At 62.5% G+C, this 13,257-nt stretch carries 12 protein-coding genes and 1 pseudogene; 8 read left to right on the forward strand and 5 right to left on the reverse strand.

Features of this window, described 5'->3' with window-relative positions:
• The first annotated feature begins 1 nt into the window (after position 1).
• From P9273_RS00770 to P9273_RS00800, 7 genes are all read left to right on the forward strand, one after another.
• Positions 2–1,279, forward strand: a complete 1,278-nt coding sequence (locus P9273_RS00770; RefSeq protein ID WP_278047197.1) for an ABC transporter substrate-binding protein — start codon at positions 2–4, stop codon at positions 1,277–1,279.
• Between the two features lie 282 nt (positions 1,280–1,561).
• A complete protein-coding gene (locus tag P9273_RS00775; RefSeq protein WP_278047198.1) occupies positions 1,562–2,485 on the forward strand; it encodes a carbohydrate ABC transporter permease in 924 nt (307 codons plus the stop codon).
• Positions 2,485–3,333, forward strand: a complete 849-nt coding sequence (locus P9273_RS00780) for a carbohydrate ABC transporter permease (RefSeq protein WP_040993624.1) — start codon at positions 2,485–2,487, stop codon at positions 3,331–3,333. The genes P9273_RS00775 and P9273_RS00780 overlap by 1 nt, the downstream gene beginning before the upstream one ends.
• Positions 3,334–3,336: 3 nt before the next feature.
• Positions 3,337–4,404 carry an ABC transporter ATP-binding protein gene (locus P9273_RS00785; RefSeq protein ID WP_278047199.1) on the forward strand — a complete coding sequence of 356 codons (1,068 nt, stop codon included), beginning with the start codon at positions 3,337–3,339 and terminating at the stop codon, positions 4,402–4,404.
• Positions 4,405–4,472: 68 nt separating this feature from the next.
• On the forward strand, positions 4,473–4,958 hold the full coding sequence (locus P9273_RS00790) for a hypothetical protein (protein WP_278047200.1): 486 nt from the start codon (positions 4,473–4,475) through the stop codon (positions 4,956–4,958).
• A 217-nt stretch (positions 4,959–5,175) separates the two neighbouring features.
• Complete coding sequence (locus P9273_RS00795; protein ID WP_278047201.1) at positions 5,176–6,615, forward strand: aldehyde dehydrogenase family protein; 1,440 nt, start codon at positions 5,176–5,178, stop codon at positions 6,613–6,615.
• Between the two features lie 20 nt (positions 6,616–6,635).
• Positions 6,636–7,211, forward strand: coding sequence for a DUF1349 domain-containing protein (locus P9273_RS00800; RefSeq protein WP_278047202.1), 576 nt, complete (start codon positions 6,636–6,638; stop codon positions 7,209–7,211).
• 5 nt (positions 7,212–7,216) lie between these two features.
• Here P9273_RS00800 and P9273_RS00805 read toward each other — a convergent pair whose 3' ends face one another.
• Positions 7,217–7,978, reverse strand: a complete 762-nt coding sequence (locus tag P9273_RS00805) for a helix-turn-helix domain-containing protein (protein ID WP_278047203.1) — start codon at positions 7,976–7,978, stop codon at positions 7,217–7,219.
• On the opposite strand from P9273_RS00805, the pseudogene P9273_RS00810 reads away from it, so the two are divergent.
• Positions 7,977–8,225 (forward strand): annotated as a pseudogene (locus P9273_RS00810) (ABC transporter permease); the annotation flags it as partial. The gene P9273_RS00805 and the pseudogene P9273_RS00810 sit on opposite strands and share 2 nt — an antisense overlap.
• Here the strand turns inward: P9273_RS00810 and P9273_RS00815 are convergent.
• The 4 genes from P9273_RS00815 to P9273_RS00830 form a co-directional block, all read right to left on the reverse strand.
• On the reverse strand, positions 8,226–9,509 hold the full coding sequence (locus P9273_RS00815) for an O-antigen ligase family protein (RefSeq protein WP_278047204.1): 1,284 nt from the start codon (positions 9,507–9,509) through the stop codon (positions 8,226–8,228).
• A 42-nt stretch (positions 9,510–9,551) separates the two neighbouring features.
• Complete coding sequence (locus P9273_RS00820) at positions 9,552–10,643, reverse strand: acyltransferase family protein (protein WP_278047205.1); 1,092 nt, start codon at positions 10,641–10,643, stop codon at positions 9,552–9,554.
• Positions 10,644–10,868: 225 nt separating this feature from the next.
• Positions 10,869–12,047 (reverse strand): polysaccharide biosynthesis/export family protein, encoded by a 1,179-nt coding sequence (locus tag P9273_RS00825; protein ID WP_040994414.1) that lies wholly within the window; start codon positions 12,045–12,047, stop codon positions 10,869–10,871.
• A 186-nt stretch (positions 12,048–12,233) separates the two neighbouring features.
• The gene (locus P9273_RS00830; protein WP_040993636.1) at positions 12,234–12,911 is read right to left on the reverse strand and encodes a sugar transferase; all 678 of its coding nucleotides are present in this window, start codon (positions 12,909–12,911) and stop codon (positions 12,234–12,236) included.
• Between the last annotated feature and the right edge of the window lie 346 nt (positions 12,912–13,257).

Consider the following 13,257-nt stretch of genomic DNA (forward strand, 5'->3'; position numbering starts at 1 on the left):
GATGAAAAAACTGACCTTCATGTTTGCCGCCGTCGCCGGCCTGGCGATTTCCGCCAGCGGCGCACTGGCCGATACCACCATCAAGCTGGTCGAAGTCATCACCAGCCCGCCGCGCACCGAATTCCTGAAGAAGCAGATCGCCGAATTCGAAAGCGCCAATCCGGGTATCAAGGTCGAGGTGGTTTCGCTGCCCTGGGGCCAGGCCTTCGAAAAATTTTTGACTATGGTGCAGGCCGGCGACACGCCCGATGTGGTCGAAATGCCGGAACGCTGGATGGGCCTCTACGCCAATAACGGCCAGCTCGAGGACCTCGGCCCCTATATGGCCAAGTGGCCCGACGCCAAGACGCTGGGCGACCGCGCCAAGCAGTTCGGCTCGACCGTCAACAACACGCAGTTCATGATCCCCTATGGCTATTATGTGAACGCGCTGTTCTGGAACAAGAAACTGTTCAAGGAAGCCGGCCTCGATCGGCCGCCGGAAAACCTCGACGAGTTCGTCTCCTTCTCCAAGAAGATCTCCGCCATCCCCGGTAAATACGGCTACTGCCTGCGCGGCGGCCCGGGCGCTTTCAACGGCCTGCACATGTTCATGAACATCGCCGACGGCAAGGGCGGCTATTTCACTGACGACGGTGTCTCGACCATCAATGACGAGGGCTCGGTGAAGGGTCTGCAGATGCTGGCCGACATGTACAAGAACGGCCTGGCGCCGAAAGATTCCGTGAGCTGGGGCTTCAACGAGACGGTGACCGGCTTCTATTCCGGCACCTGCGCCATGCTCAACCAGGATCCGGACGCGCTGCTTGGCATTGCCGACAAGATGAGTGCCGACGACTTCACCGTCGCGCCGCTTCCTGTGGGTCCGAGCGGCAAGTCCTATCCGACGCTGGGCTATGCCGGCTGGGCGATGTTCGCCAAGTCCCAGCACAAGGACGAAGCCTGGAAGCTGATGTCGACGCTTTTGTCACCCAAGGACAATCTGGAATGGGCGAAGGAAGTAGGCGTGGTCCCGATCCATAACGGCGCCGATCAGGACGCCCACTTCAAGACCGAGCAGTTCAAGGGCTGGTTCACCGAGCTTAACGACAGCTCCAAATATGAAATGGTGACGCCGCCGACGCATCTGGAGAACCTCGGCAACTTCGTCGACCAGGTGGCGATCAAGAACTTCCAGGAGGTGCTGCTCGGCCAGAAGCAGGCCAAGGAAGTGGCCGACGAATGGGCCAAGTTCCTGACCAAGGAGCAGCAGGACTGGCTGGCGAAAAACAAGAAGTAGGCGCAGGCCCCTCCTTCTCCCCGTCACCGGGAGAAGGTGGCACGCGATGCATGTCGCCCAAAAGTGCGAAGCGGTTTTGGGATAACGACATGCACAAAAATGCCCGGATGAGGGGCGGCGCCGAGTTCGGATAGGCTGGCTCCGCCCCTCATTTGCCTGCCCTCCTTCGCAGCAGCTGCACCGCTGCTACGGAGGGCGAACCGGCATCTTCTCCCCATGAATGGGGAGAAGGACGCTGTTGCCGTCCCCGGCATCCACCCATCACCCGTAGAGCCAAAACTTATGACCTACGCCGTGTCCGAAATCCGATCCGCCGCCCGGCCGCGCAGGAAGCGGCTGAGCAAGGCCGCGATCGAGCCGTGGCTCTATCTTTCGCCGGCCATCGTCCTGCTGGTCCTCGTGCTTCTGGTGCCGCTGATCATCGGCATCAGCTATTCCTTCCGCAAATTCTCGGCCTTCAAATCGGAATATGTCGGCCTCGTGCAATATCAGGCGATGCTCTCCGATCAGGTGCTCGGCCAGGCGCTGATCAACACGCTCTGGTGGACGGTCGCCAGCCTGTTCTTCCAGTTCTTCCTTGGACTGGGCCTCGCGCTGCTGCTCGACAAGCCGTTCTACGGCCGCAGGATCGTGCAGGCGGTGGTGTTCCTGCCCTGGGCGGTGCCGTCTTTTCTTTCCGGCCTCACCTGGGCCTGGCTGTTCAACCCAATCATTGGTCCGCTGCCGCACTGGCTCTTCGCGCTCGGGCTGAAGGCCGAGCCGACCAATGTGCTCTCCGATCCCGCCACCGCCATGTGGGGACCGATCGTCGCCAACATCTGGTTCGGCATTCCCTTCTTCGCCATCACGCTGCTGGCGGCGCTGAAGTCGATCCCGTCCGAACTCCATGAGGCGGCGGCAATCGACGGCGCCTCGCCCTGGCAGCGCTTCACCAAAGTGACGCTTCCCTTCCTGGCGCCGACCATCGTCATCACCGTCATGCTGCGCACGATCTGGATCGCCACTTTCGCCGACCTGATTTTCGTCATGACCGAGGGCGGACCGGCCGGCTCGACCAGCACGGTGCCGGTCTACATCTATGTCAGCGCCTTCAAGTCGCTCGACAAGGGCTACGCTTCGGCGGTGGCGGTGCTGCTTCTGGTGCTGCTGATCGCCTACGCCATCGGCCTGATCGCCATCCGCCGCACGCTGGTGAGGCACGTCTGATGATCGCCGGTCGCTCCACCTCCTCGCGTATCTTCGGCGGCATCGGGCTCTATGCAGCCATCGCGGCCTACGTGATCTTCGCGCTGTTCCCGATCTTCTGGACGCTGAAGATCTCGGTGACGCCCGAGCGCCTGCTCTATTCCGAAGGCATCACCTTCTGGCCGTCCGAGATGACGCTCAAGAACTTCGACACCGTGCTCGAAGCCTCCGATTTCCCGCGTTATTTTCTCAACAGTGTCATCGTCTCGGTGTCGACCGCCGCGTTTGTCACCGTCATCGCCACGCTGGCCGGCTATGCCATGTCACGCTTCACCTTCCGCGGCAAGGCGACTTTGGCGATCCTGCTGCTGCTCACTCAGACCTTCCCGCTGGTCATGGTCATTCCGCCGATCTACCGCATCATGGGCGATCTGGGTCTCACCAACAGCCTGATCGGCCTGATCATCATCTACACGGCCTTCAACACCGCCTTCGCCACTTTCCTCATGCAGTCCTTTTTCGACGGCATCCCGAAGGACCTGGAGGAAGCGGCGATGATCGACGGCTGCACCCGGGCTCAGGCGATGCGCCGGGTGATCGTGCCGCTGACCTTGCCCGGCATGGGCGCGACGCTCGGCTTCGTCTTCACCGCCGCCTGGAGCGAATTGCTGTTTGCGCTGATGCTGATCTCCAGCGACGAGCAGAAGACCTTCGCCGTCGGCCTGCTCACCTTCATCGGCAAGTTCGCCGTCGACTGGGGGCAGATGATGGCGGCGTCCATCCTGGCGCTCATCCCGGTCTGCGTCTTTTTCGCCTTCCTGCAACGCTATCTTGTCACCGGCCTCACCGCCGGCGCGGTCAAAGGATAAACGATGGCTTCCGTCACGCTGCAAAATGTCGAGAAGGACTATGGCGCGCTGCGCATCCTGCACGGCGTCGATCTCGAGATTGCCGACGGCGAGTTCGTCGTGCTGGTCGGCCCGTCGGGCTGCGGCAAGTCCACGCTTTTGCGCATGATCGCCGGCCTGGAAGAGGTCACCGGTGGCGAGATCCGTATCGGCGAGCGCCTGGTCAACGACATCGCGCCCAAGGACCGCGACATCGCCATGGTGTTCCAATCCTACGCGCTCTATCCGCATATGGATGTCTCCTCGAACATGGGCTTCAGCCTGATGCTGAAGAAGGCCGAGAAGACGACGATCGACGGGCGCGTGGGCGCCGCCGCCAAGCGGCTCGGCCTCGAGACGTATCTCGGCCGCCTGCCGCGCCAGCTTTCCGGCGGCCAGCGCCAGCGCGTCGCCATGGGCCGCGCCATCGTGCGCGACCCGAAAGTGTTCCTGTTCGACGAGCCGCTGTCGAACCTCGACGCCAAATTGCGCGTCCATATGCGCGCCGAGATCAAGGCGCTGCACCAGCAGCTCAAGACCACGTCGGTCTATGTCACCCACGACCAGGTCGAGGCCATGACCATGGCCGATCGCATCGTCGTCATGCATGACGGCTATGTCCAGCAGGTCGGCCGTCCGCTGGAGCTTTACGATCGGCCAGCCAACACCTTCGTCGCCGGCTTCATCGGCTCGCCGGGCATGAATTTCTTGCCGGCTAAGGTCGCCAAGAGCGGCAAGGTCGATGCCGTGCTCGCCGACGGCCAGAAGCTCAGATTGCCCGACGGCCTGCCGCTCGGCGACGGTGATAACCTCACCATCGGACTGCGGCCCGAGCACATCAAGCCGGTCGACGATGGCGCGCTGAAGGCCGAGGTCGAGGTGGTCGAGCCGCTCGGCCTGTCGACGCAGTTCTATGTCAGGCTGGCCAACCAGCAGATCTGCGTCTTCGTCATGGGCCGCAGCGACGTGAAGCCCGGCGACACCATCCGCCTTGCCGCCGATCCGGCGGCGCTGCATCTGTTCGATCCGGCGAGCGGAAACCGGATCGGCTAGACGTCGATGCAGGTCGGAAGACCGTAGGCTAGAATCGTTTCCGTTGATTCGCCTCGACAGGAAACGGCATGAGCAAGGCCCTCGGCACATTCGCACTGATCACCGTTCTGAGTGCCCTGCTGATGGCGCTGTCACTGGCCGTGGCGAGGCACGGCTATCCCTACGGCGCGTTCGGCGTGAAGCGCCTCGACGGCATTGCCGACGCCGGCTCCTTCCTTGCGATTGCCGCCGTCTATTTCTTCGGCGCGATGCTGATGATGATCCTGCCGATCCGCGCGGCCGGCATCGTGCTGACCCATGCCGCCGACGCGATCTTCTGGGCGACGATCATGCTGTTCGCAACGATTGTCGGCTCGCTGCTCGCCAGATGGGCCTTCGGCCAGCATGAGGTGCTTTGGGCGCTCTTCAACTGGCGTTTCTTGTTCGTGGCAGTGATTGTGGCCGCGCACCTCGCCATGAACGAGCTCCGCCGCAACATCCTGCTCAGAAGCCTGTCCTTCGTCGCCTTCGGTGCGGTGACGCTCGCCTGCCTGTTCTGGTCGTTCTCGACCTGACGTGATGCGGCTTCAGAGCAAGTCCAGGAAAATGTGAGCGGTTTTCCGTCCGGAATTGCGTCAAACAAGGGGCTAGGGCGTTTCGCCGTTTCCCTGAACGGTGAACGCTCTAGGTTTAAGATCGCGGGTAGACCTCCTGCGGGACAATGACTATACCATTTGTCTGACAATTGACCCGGCCGAAGGCCGCCGCGACCAAAACCCAAGGAAAAACAAGATGACCGTGCTGCGCAAGAATCTGATCGATGGCGAGTGGCTTGGCGAAGCCGGCTCGCGCAACATCAATCCCTCGAACACCAACGATGTCGTCGGCGAATACGCTTCGGCCGGGGCGGAGGAGGCAAAGCAGGCCATCGCGGCCGCCAAGGCCGCTTTTCCGGCCTGGTCGCGCTCCGGCCCGCTGGCCCGCCACGCCGTGCTGAAGAAGACCTCTGACGAGATCATGGCGCGCAAGGACGAGATCGGCCGGTCGCTCGCGCGTGAAGAAGGCAAGACCTTGGCGGAGGGCGTCGGCGAGACCATCCGCGCGGCGCAGATCTTCGATTTCTTCGCCGGCGAGACGCTGCGTCTGTCGGGCGAGATGGTGCCGAGCGTCAGGCCGGGCGTCGGCGTCGAGATGACCCGCGAAGGCGTCGGCGTCGTCGGCATCATCACGCCGTGGAATTTCCCCATCGCCATTCCCGCCTGGAAGATCGCCCCGGCGCTCGCCTACGGCAACACCATTGTCTTCAAGCCGGCCGAGCTGGTGCCCGAAAGCGCCTGGACCATCGTCGATATCCTGCACCGCGCCGGCCTGCCCAAAGGCGTGCTCAATCTTGTCATGGGCAAGGGCTCGGTGGTCGGCCAGGCGATGCTCGACAGCCCCGACGTCAACGCCATCTCTTTCACCGGCTCCGTCGGCACGGGCAAGCGCGTCGCCGCGGCGAGTGTCGAGCATATGCGCAAGTTCCAGCTGGAAATGGGCGGCAAGAACCCGCTCGTCGTGCTCGACGACGCCGATCTCGCGGTGGCGGTCGATTGCGCCGTCAACGGCGCCTATTTCTCGACCGGACAGCGCTGCACGGCCTCCTCGCGCCTGATCGTCACCGAACGCATCCACGACCGTTTCGTCGATGCGGTGAAGGAGCGGCTGGACAAGCTGGTCATCGGCGATGCGCTCGATGCCAAGACCCAGATCGGCCCGGTCGTCGACCAGACGCAGCTCAAGCAGGACGAGGATTATATCGCCATCGGCCGCCAGGAAGGCGCCGAGCTCGCTTTCGGCGGTGAGCGGCTGGAGCGCGAGACGCCTGGTTTTTACCTGCGGCCGGCGCTGTTCCTCGGTGCCACCAACGAAATGCGCATCTCGCGCGAAGAGATCTTCGGGCCGGTCGCCAACGTCATCCGCGTCAAGGACTATGACGAGGCGCTCAGCGTCGCCAACGACACGCCGTTCGGCCTCACTTCCGGCATCTGCACCACCAGCCTCAAGCATGCGACGCACTTCAAGCGCAATTCCGAAGCCGGCATGGTGATGGTCAACCTGCCGACCGCCGGCGTCGATTTCCACGTGCCGTTCGGCGGCCGCAAGGGCTCCAGCTACGGCCCGCGCGAGCAGGGCCGTTACGCGATGGAGTTCTACACCACGGTGAAGACCGCCTATACATTCGCCGGCTGATCCGATTCGGGAGGAGATCGATGAGCGTGGCCGACATGACATGGCTCAACCCGCCGCCGCACCACACGGTCGGCGACGGCACGCTCACCGTTCGCACCGGCAAGGACACCGATTTCTGGCGCGAGACCTTCTATGGCTTCTGGCGCGACAACGGTCACTTCTTCTACCGTTCCGTCGAAGGTGACTTCAGTGCGGAGGTCACCGTCAAGGGCGACTACAAGGTGCTCTACGATCAGGCTGGCCTGATGCTGCGCCTCAGCGAAACGCATTGGATCAAGGCCGGCATCGAATACACCGACGGGCTGGCCTACTTCTCCGTCGTGGTCACCAACGACACCTCCGACTGGTCGCTGGTCGCCATAGCCGCCGGCAAGGACGGCGTCAGGATCCGCCTGACCCGCCACGCCGAGGCGATCCGCATCCAATATCTGGATGCCTCGGATGGCCATTGGAAGCCGGTGCGGCTGGCCTATTTCCCGATCTCGAAAAAGGTCGATGTCGGCATGATGTGCTGCTCGCCGCAGCGCGAAGGTTTCGAGGCGACCTTTTCCGGCTTCACCATCGGGCCGCCGATTTCAAGGGACCTGCACGACTGACGCTGCTAGTTCTCCATCCGGTGCTGGAAGAACTGCAGGAACAATTCGCGCTCGGTGGTGATGTCGAGCTTTTCATAGATGCGGCGGCGGTGGTTCTTCACCGTGCCGACGGTGATACCGAGCCGCTCGGCGATATTGGCGGTCGGATGGCCGGCGAGGATCAGCTCCACCAGCTCGCGCTCGCGCGATGAAAGCTCCGGCCACAGGCTTTCCGGAATTCTGGGCTTTTGTTGCGGCGAGGCGCCGGGGCCGCTCGGCGTCGAGGTGCGCAAAAAGTCTGAGCCGCGTGCCTTGATGTCCAGCGCATGCAGCGCCTCGAATACCGGCAGCCGCTCGGTCAGCAGCGCGATCTCGCTGTCCTTGAACGACACGGTCGAGCGGTCGAGGAAGATGCCGAGGCACCAGTCGCCGCCATCCGCCAGCATGATGCCGACCTCGTCGCAGATTTCCGACTGCGCCAGGAAGCCGGCTATGTACTGGCCGCGCTTGGCCTCCTCGTCGGCCAGACCTTTCAGCGGCATGATGCCGAGCCGGCGCTGGCTGCGCCACGAGGCATAGAAGGGGTCGAAGACGTAGTAATTGTCGAGATAGCGCCGCACCATCTCGTCGGAGAAGCGCCGGTGCTTGACGAATTCCGGCGTTCTGGTCGCTGAATAACGCGTCACCGTCACCAGGTCATGCCCGATGTCGGCGCCGATCAAATCGATCAGGCAGTCGACATGCCTCTCCGTGCCGGCGGCGCCGATGCAGACCTTGCTGCAGGCCAAGCTGCCGCTGGCTTTGCCGGTCGTCATGCTCGGTCTCAACCAGACCATCATGGCGGCGCTGTCGATGCTGGCCATCGCCGCCCTTGTCGGCACCCGCGATCTTGGCCAGGCGGTCTATGTCGCGCTCGGCAAGGCCGATGCCGGCATGGGCCTGATCGCCGGCCTGTCGATTGCCTTCCTGGCGATCCTGGCCGACCGGCTCATCCAGGCAGCGGTCGCGCGCTCCCCGGCTGCTGCCTCGCTCTGATCAGACCGGCGCCGGCATGCGGCCATTGGCATGTCTTTCGTCCTCGGCTGGAACGGCCATCCTGCGGCGCCGGAAAGCCGGCAGCGGGGTCAGCGTGAACAGGCCGTAATAGACGATGAAGGACGCCATGAAGTAGGGGCCGAGCATCTCGACCTCGAAGAAGGAGCGGATCAGCATCAGTCCGATCGCGCCGGCGAGCACCACCGAATCGGCGTTCCATTCGCCGAACACCACTTTCGACACGTGCCCGTAGAAAGAGCGCAGGATGACCAGCGCCAGCAACGTCACGCCGATGAAGCCGATCTCGACCAGCGTCTCGACATAGGTGTTGTGGAAGTGAAAGCCGGAGCGGGTCGAGATGTAGAATTCAGCCCACAGCCGTTCCGGATCGGCAAAGCCCTGCACCCAATAGGCGGCATAGCCATAGCCGAGCAGCGGATGCTGCTGCGCCGCCTCCCAGCCCTGCTCCCAGAGATAGGTGCGGCCGGTAAGCGTCGAATCCTTGCCGAAGATGCCGAGCACGACATCCAGCAGGCCGAGATTGAGCGCCGCAACCACGCCCGTCACCAGCGCGCCGGCGCCGACGATGAACAGCACGCGGCGATAGCGCAGCGACAGCACCTTGGTCATGGTGAGCAGCATCACGATGCCGATCACCGCCGGCAGCGAGGCCACCGACGTCGCCGAATGGGCGATGGCCAGCATGTAGACCGACAGAAGCATGATCGGCGCGGTCCAGAGGAAGCCCAGCCAGTTGCGCCGGTAAAAGACCAGGAAGGCAAGGCAGAAGAAGATGCCGAGCGAGGAGAAGAAGCCGATCTGGTTCTTGGAGCCGAAGGCGCCGACGAAATTGACCGTGCCGTCGATCGTGTCGAGCGCGTAGGCGCCGACTTTCAGGGAATAGAGCAGAACGACGAAGATGCCGATCAGCGAGCCCACCACCAGCGTGCGCACGCTGATGGTTCGCGCCGCGACATAGGCGCAGACGATATGCGAGGCATATTGCACGGCCGCCCGCGCGCTGATGCCCGCCGCCTGGGACCAGAACACCGAGAACAACACATAGGTCGCAAGCAGTATGGGCAGCCAGGCGCCGGACAGTTTCCAGGTGAAGCGCCGGTAATCGACGAGGAGCAGCGGCAGCCAGACGGCGTAGTAGGCCAGGATCAGGATCTGGCCGAAATTGGGCGAGTAGGCGAAAGCGACCATGGAGATCGCGACGGCGAAGGCGCCGTAGGTCTCGTTGCGGTCGGGATCGATAAGAATGGATTTGGGAATCTTCATGCCGGATTTTGTCCGTTGAGCCCTTTTTCAGTCTGCGCCGGACTAAGCCACGGCTCGCGCGCGCTGCATCTGCCGCTGCAGGAAGCGCCGCACCGGCTCGTCATAGACGCGCGTGGCGATGTCGGCGATGACGACGACCGAGACCGCCATCACGATGCCGAACCAGGGATGATGCGCGAACGGATCGATCGAGAAGGCCTTGCCGGCTCCAGCGATGATCATCAGCATCGGCGTGTGGATGATGTAGATCGGATAGGAAATCCGCCCGAGCCAGCCATAGAAGCCGGACAGAAGCGGCGCGGTCGGCGCCACCGCGCCGGTCATCACCATGATCGGGAAGACGACGACGATCGCGGCGAGGTCGTAGGCAACGCGCGCGCCGCCGCCAGGTGCGATGGCGAAGATGGCAAGGGTGAGCAGGATCGCGCCCTCGACCCAGAGCCCGCGCCGCAGGAAGCCGAGGCTGCCCTGCCAGCGTGCCATCGACCGGCAGAGCAGCACGCCGAGGAAGAACGAGAATGTCACGCGCGGCAGTCCGCTGAGGATTGTCTTACCGGTCATGCCGAAATCCAGCGTGCCGGCGAGGATAGAGGCGACAGCGAGCAGCACGAGGCTGACAGCGACGATCCCCGTCAGCACGCGCCGCGACAAAAGCACGAAGACCGCGACATAGGCGAAGTTGACGATGAGCTCGAAAAATAGCGACCACGAGGCCGGATTGAGCGGAAAGATCGTGTGATAGGCATCGCTGACCAGCGGGACGAAGAGCATACCGGTCGTCAGCTGCATGCCGATCTCGGACAACGGCATGTATTCGGCCGGCATCAGCCTGTTCTTGACCAGAAGGTAGAAGAAGCCGAGCAGCGTGCCGGCGAGGTAGAGCGGATAGAGCCGGATCAAGCGGATCGCCACGAAGGAGCCGAAGCCCATGCCGTTCTCGATCTTGCGGTCATAGGCATGCGCGATGACGAAGCCGCTGAGCAGGAAGAACAGATCGACCGCAAGATAGCTCGACGGCAGCACCTTGCCGTCGGCCAGGAACGGCGAGAAGTGGTAGAGCATGACGCTGATCGCCGCCACACCGCGGATGGCGTCGAGATTGAGATACACATGACGCGGGGCTGCGGGCTGCATGTTGTGCCTTCAAGCGGTCCAAACAGATAGCCCGGCCGCGCCTGGAGCATGATGTCGAAAAGTGTGAAGCGGGTTTTCGGATGACATCATGCTCTATCTCTTTGAGTTAGAGCCGGATGATTTCAGGTAATCGACCTGAAATCATCCGGCTCGACGCGAACGAGCCTGGCTTGTCCCTCCCGCCTCCGTTCCCAAGTTTGCGTTGAGCAAGCCCGGGTGGCGGCGCTACTGGCTGGCCGTCGGTGCCAGCTTGACCTTGATCACATCGCCCGGCAGGACAGGTGTGTCTTCCTTGGCCTCGACTTCGCTTGTCTTGCCGTTGGCCACACGCACGAGCGAATAGAGCAGGGCAGGCTCCTGGTCGCCGGTCATGCTGGCCGCCGTCGCGGGGTCCGACGCCTGCGCGATCAGGCCCTTCTGCATGCCGGCCTTCAACGTCGCCTCGTTCAGGTCGGCCTCGGCCTGCTGACGGTTGGCGGTAAGGGTGGAGTTGAGCGAGTTCCGCGCGTCGATGGCGTCCTGCTCGGCCTTGCTGATCGACTGCTTGGCGGTGAGGATGGCTGTCTCATAATCGAGGATCTTGCCCTGCAGGTCGGTGACCGACTGTTGCGAGGAGAGCAGCCGCGCATTGGCGACCAGACCTTTCTGCGCCAGCGGGCCGATGCTCTCGGCCTGCTTCTCGGCCAGGTCGACCTGCTTCTGCTGGTTGGTGATCTTCTTCTGCAGCGATTCGATTTCCGCCTGAAGCACGCCCTTCAAATCGTCGAGCGCATCGAGCTTCAGCTTCAGCGATTTCTGGTCCGAGACCAGGATCGCCATTTCGTCGGCGACGATGGGCGGCAGTCTCGGATCGCCCTCGATCTCCTTCGGCACCTCGAAACTCGTCTTCCCGGCAAGGTCGGCATCGATCCTGGCCCGCTTGACGAGCAGGCGGATACGCTGGTCGTCATAGATGTCATAGCTGCCTTTAGCGGTGACCAGATCCTTGCCGAGTTGGGGACCGTAGTCGGCATTGCGCCTTATGCCGCCGGCAATGCTGATTGCTTTGAGCACGGTCAGATCGGGCACGAAGGGAAACTGGCCGGGGTTCTGAACCTCGCCCGAAATGTAGAACGGCCGGAACTGCGCCATCTCGACGGAGGCTTCCGGCTTGTCGGGAAGCGCCAGCTTACGCTGCAGCGCGAGCCCGATCGCCGAAGCGACTTCCGCCGTCGTCTTGCCGGCGGCCTGCATGTCGCCGACGAACGGCACCGAGAGCGTCCCGCCCGGGCCGATCGAATACTCGCCGTTGATGGCCGACCAGTCGCGGAACGTGCCGTCGACCGTCTGCCATTCGGCGACGCGGATGTTGAGCTTGTCCAGAGGACCAAGCTGATAATCGCCGGCGGCAGCCAATTGCGGCATGGCCAGCGACGCCGCAAGCAAGAAGCCCGCGACGCGGGCTGGTGTCCGGGATGTGAGACTGCAGGCGAGAGACAGTCCGAAGAGGTTTTTTGTCAAATGAACGTTTCCGATTCGCTTTGGCCCCATCCGCCCGATTGAGATCATTTTCGGATGCCTGCCCCGAGTTCGGCGGGGCAGGCCTGTCGGTCAATAGCTGCCGCGCGACATCCACACGGCAGGAACCGTCTTGAAGATGATGCGAATGTCTTCGAACAACGACCAGTTCTCGACATAGTGACGATCGAAGGCGACGCGCGTGTCGTAGGATACGTCGTTGCGGCCGCTCACCTGCCACAGCCCGGTGAGACCCGGGCGCGACTTCAGGTAATAGACCGCGGCGCTGCCGTAGATTTCCAATTCGTCGCGCACGACCGGGCGCGGACCGACAAGGCTCATGTCGCCCTGCAGGATGTTGAGGATTTGCGGCAGCTCGTCGAGGCTGAGCTTGCGAAGCACCGCGCCGACGCGGGTGACGCGCGGATCGTTCTTCAGCTTGCGCGTCGCGATCCACTCGGCGTTGGCTTCCGGATTGGCCGCCAGATAGGCGGCGAGCACGCGCTCGCCGTCCGGAACCATGGTGCGGAATTTGAGGCAGGAGAAAATCCTGCCGCCGCGGCCGATCCGCTTATGGCCATAAAAGATCGGACCGTTGTCCGAAAGCTTGACCAGCAGGGCCACCATCAGGAAAAGCGGGCTGAGCAGAACCAGCCCTGCCAGGGAACCGACGATGTCGAAGCTGCGTTTGATTAGACCGCCGATGGGGGGTGGAAAATCAACGCCGACCTGCGCAAAACCCGCATTAGCCGACTTGGCGACGTCCCTCATGCAGAAGCTCCATACGTTGAACGGATGGTTTACGGCAAGATATCAAAAAAATGCTGCAGCGCAACACACAATTTCCCGTAGCGGTGAAACGTTCACGTCATGAATTGACTAAATAATAAACCTGACCTGCCCAAATTTTCACCTTTGTGGCACGTTTATGACAAGGTGGCAGAAAGCCAGGAAAATGTAGTCCGCCTTTTGGGCCATTTTTGGACAGTTCATTCTTTGCTGCAGCAGAAACACGGTTGCACGCCGTCGAAAACACTCGCCAAGGTAAGTTATTCGGATAAAATACTAATTAAAGTGGCTGGTTTTACTGAAGCGAAAGACGGGCCATTGAAATAGC

This window comes from Mesorhizobium sp. WSM4935 (assembly GCF_029625735.1).
GTDB lineage: Bacteria > Pseudomonadota > Alphaproteobacteria > Rhizobiales > Rhizobiaceae > Mesorhizobium.

Excerpts from the sequence above, each read along its gene's own strand:
- P9273_RS00815 (WP_278047204.1), bottom strand. The coding sequence starts at position 9,509 with ATGAAGATTCCCAAATCCATTCTTATCGATCCCGACCGCAACGAGACC.
- P9273_RS00800 (WP_278047202.1), top strand. The coding sequence starts at position 6,636 with ATGAGCGTGGCCGACATGACATGGCTCAACCCGCCGCCGCACCACACG.
- P9273_RS00775 (WP_278047198.1), top strand. The coding sequence starts at position 1,562 with ATGACCTACGCCGTGTCCGAAATCCGATCCGCCGCCCGGCCGCGCAGG.
- P9273_RS00785 (WP_278047199.1), top strand. The coding sequence starts at position 3,337 with ATGGCTTCCGTCACGCTGCAAAATGTCGAGAAGGACTATGGCGCGCTG.
- P9273_RS00795 (WP_278047201.1), top strand. The coding sequence starts at position 5,176 with ATGACCGTGCTGCGCAAGAATCTGATCGATGGCGAGTGGCTTGGCGAA.
- P9273_RS00820 (WP_278047205.1), bottom strand. The coding sequence starts at position 10,643 with ATGCAGCCCGCAGCCCCGCGTCATGTGTATCTCAATCTCGACGCCATC.
- P9273_RS00830 (WP_040993636.1), bottom strand. The coding sequence starts at position 12,911 with ATGAGGGACGTCGCCAAGTCGGCTAATGCGGGTTTTGCGCAGGTCGGC.
- P9273_RS00780 (WP_040993624.1), top strand. The coding sequence starts at position 2,485 with ATGATCGCCGGTCGCTCCACCTCCTCGCGTATCTTCGGCGGCATCGGG.
- P9273_RS00825 (WP_040994414.1), bottom strand. The coding sequence starts at position 12,047 with ATGCCGCAATTGGCTGCCGCCGGCGATTATCAGCTTGGTCCTCTGGAC.
- P9273_RS00770 (WP_278047197.1), top strand. The coding sequence starts at position 2 with ATGAAAAAACTGACCTTCATGTTTGCCGCCGTCGCCGGCCTGGCGATT.
- P9273_RS00790 (WP_278047200.1), top strand. The coding sequence starts at position 4,473 with ATGAGCAAGGCCCTCGGCACATTCGCACTGATCACCGTTCTGAGTGCC.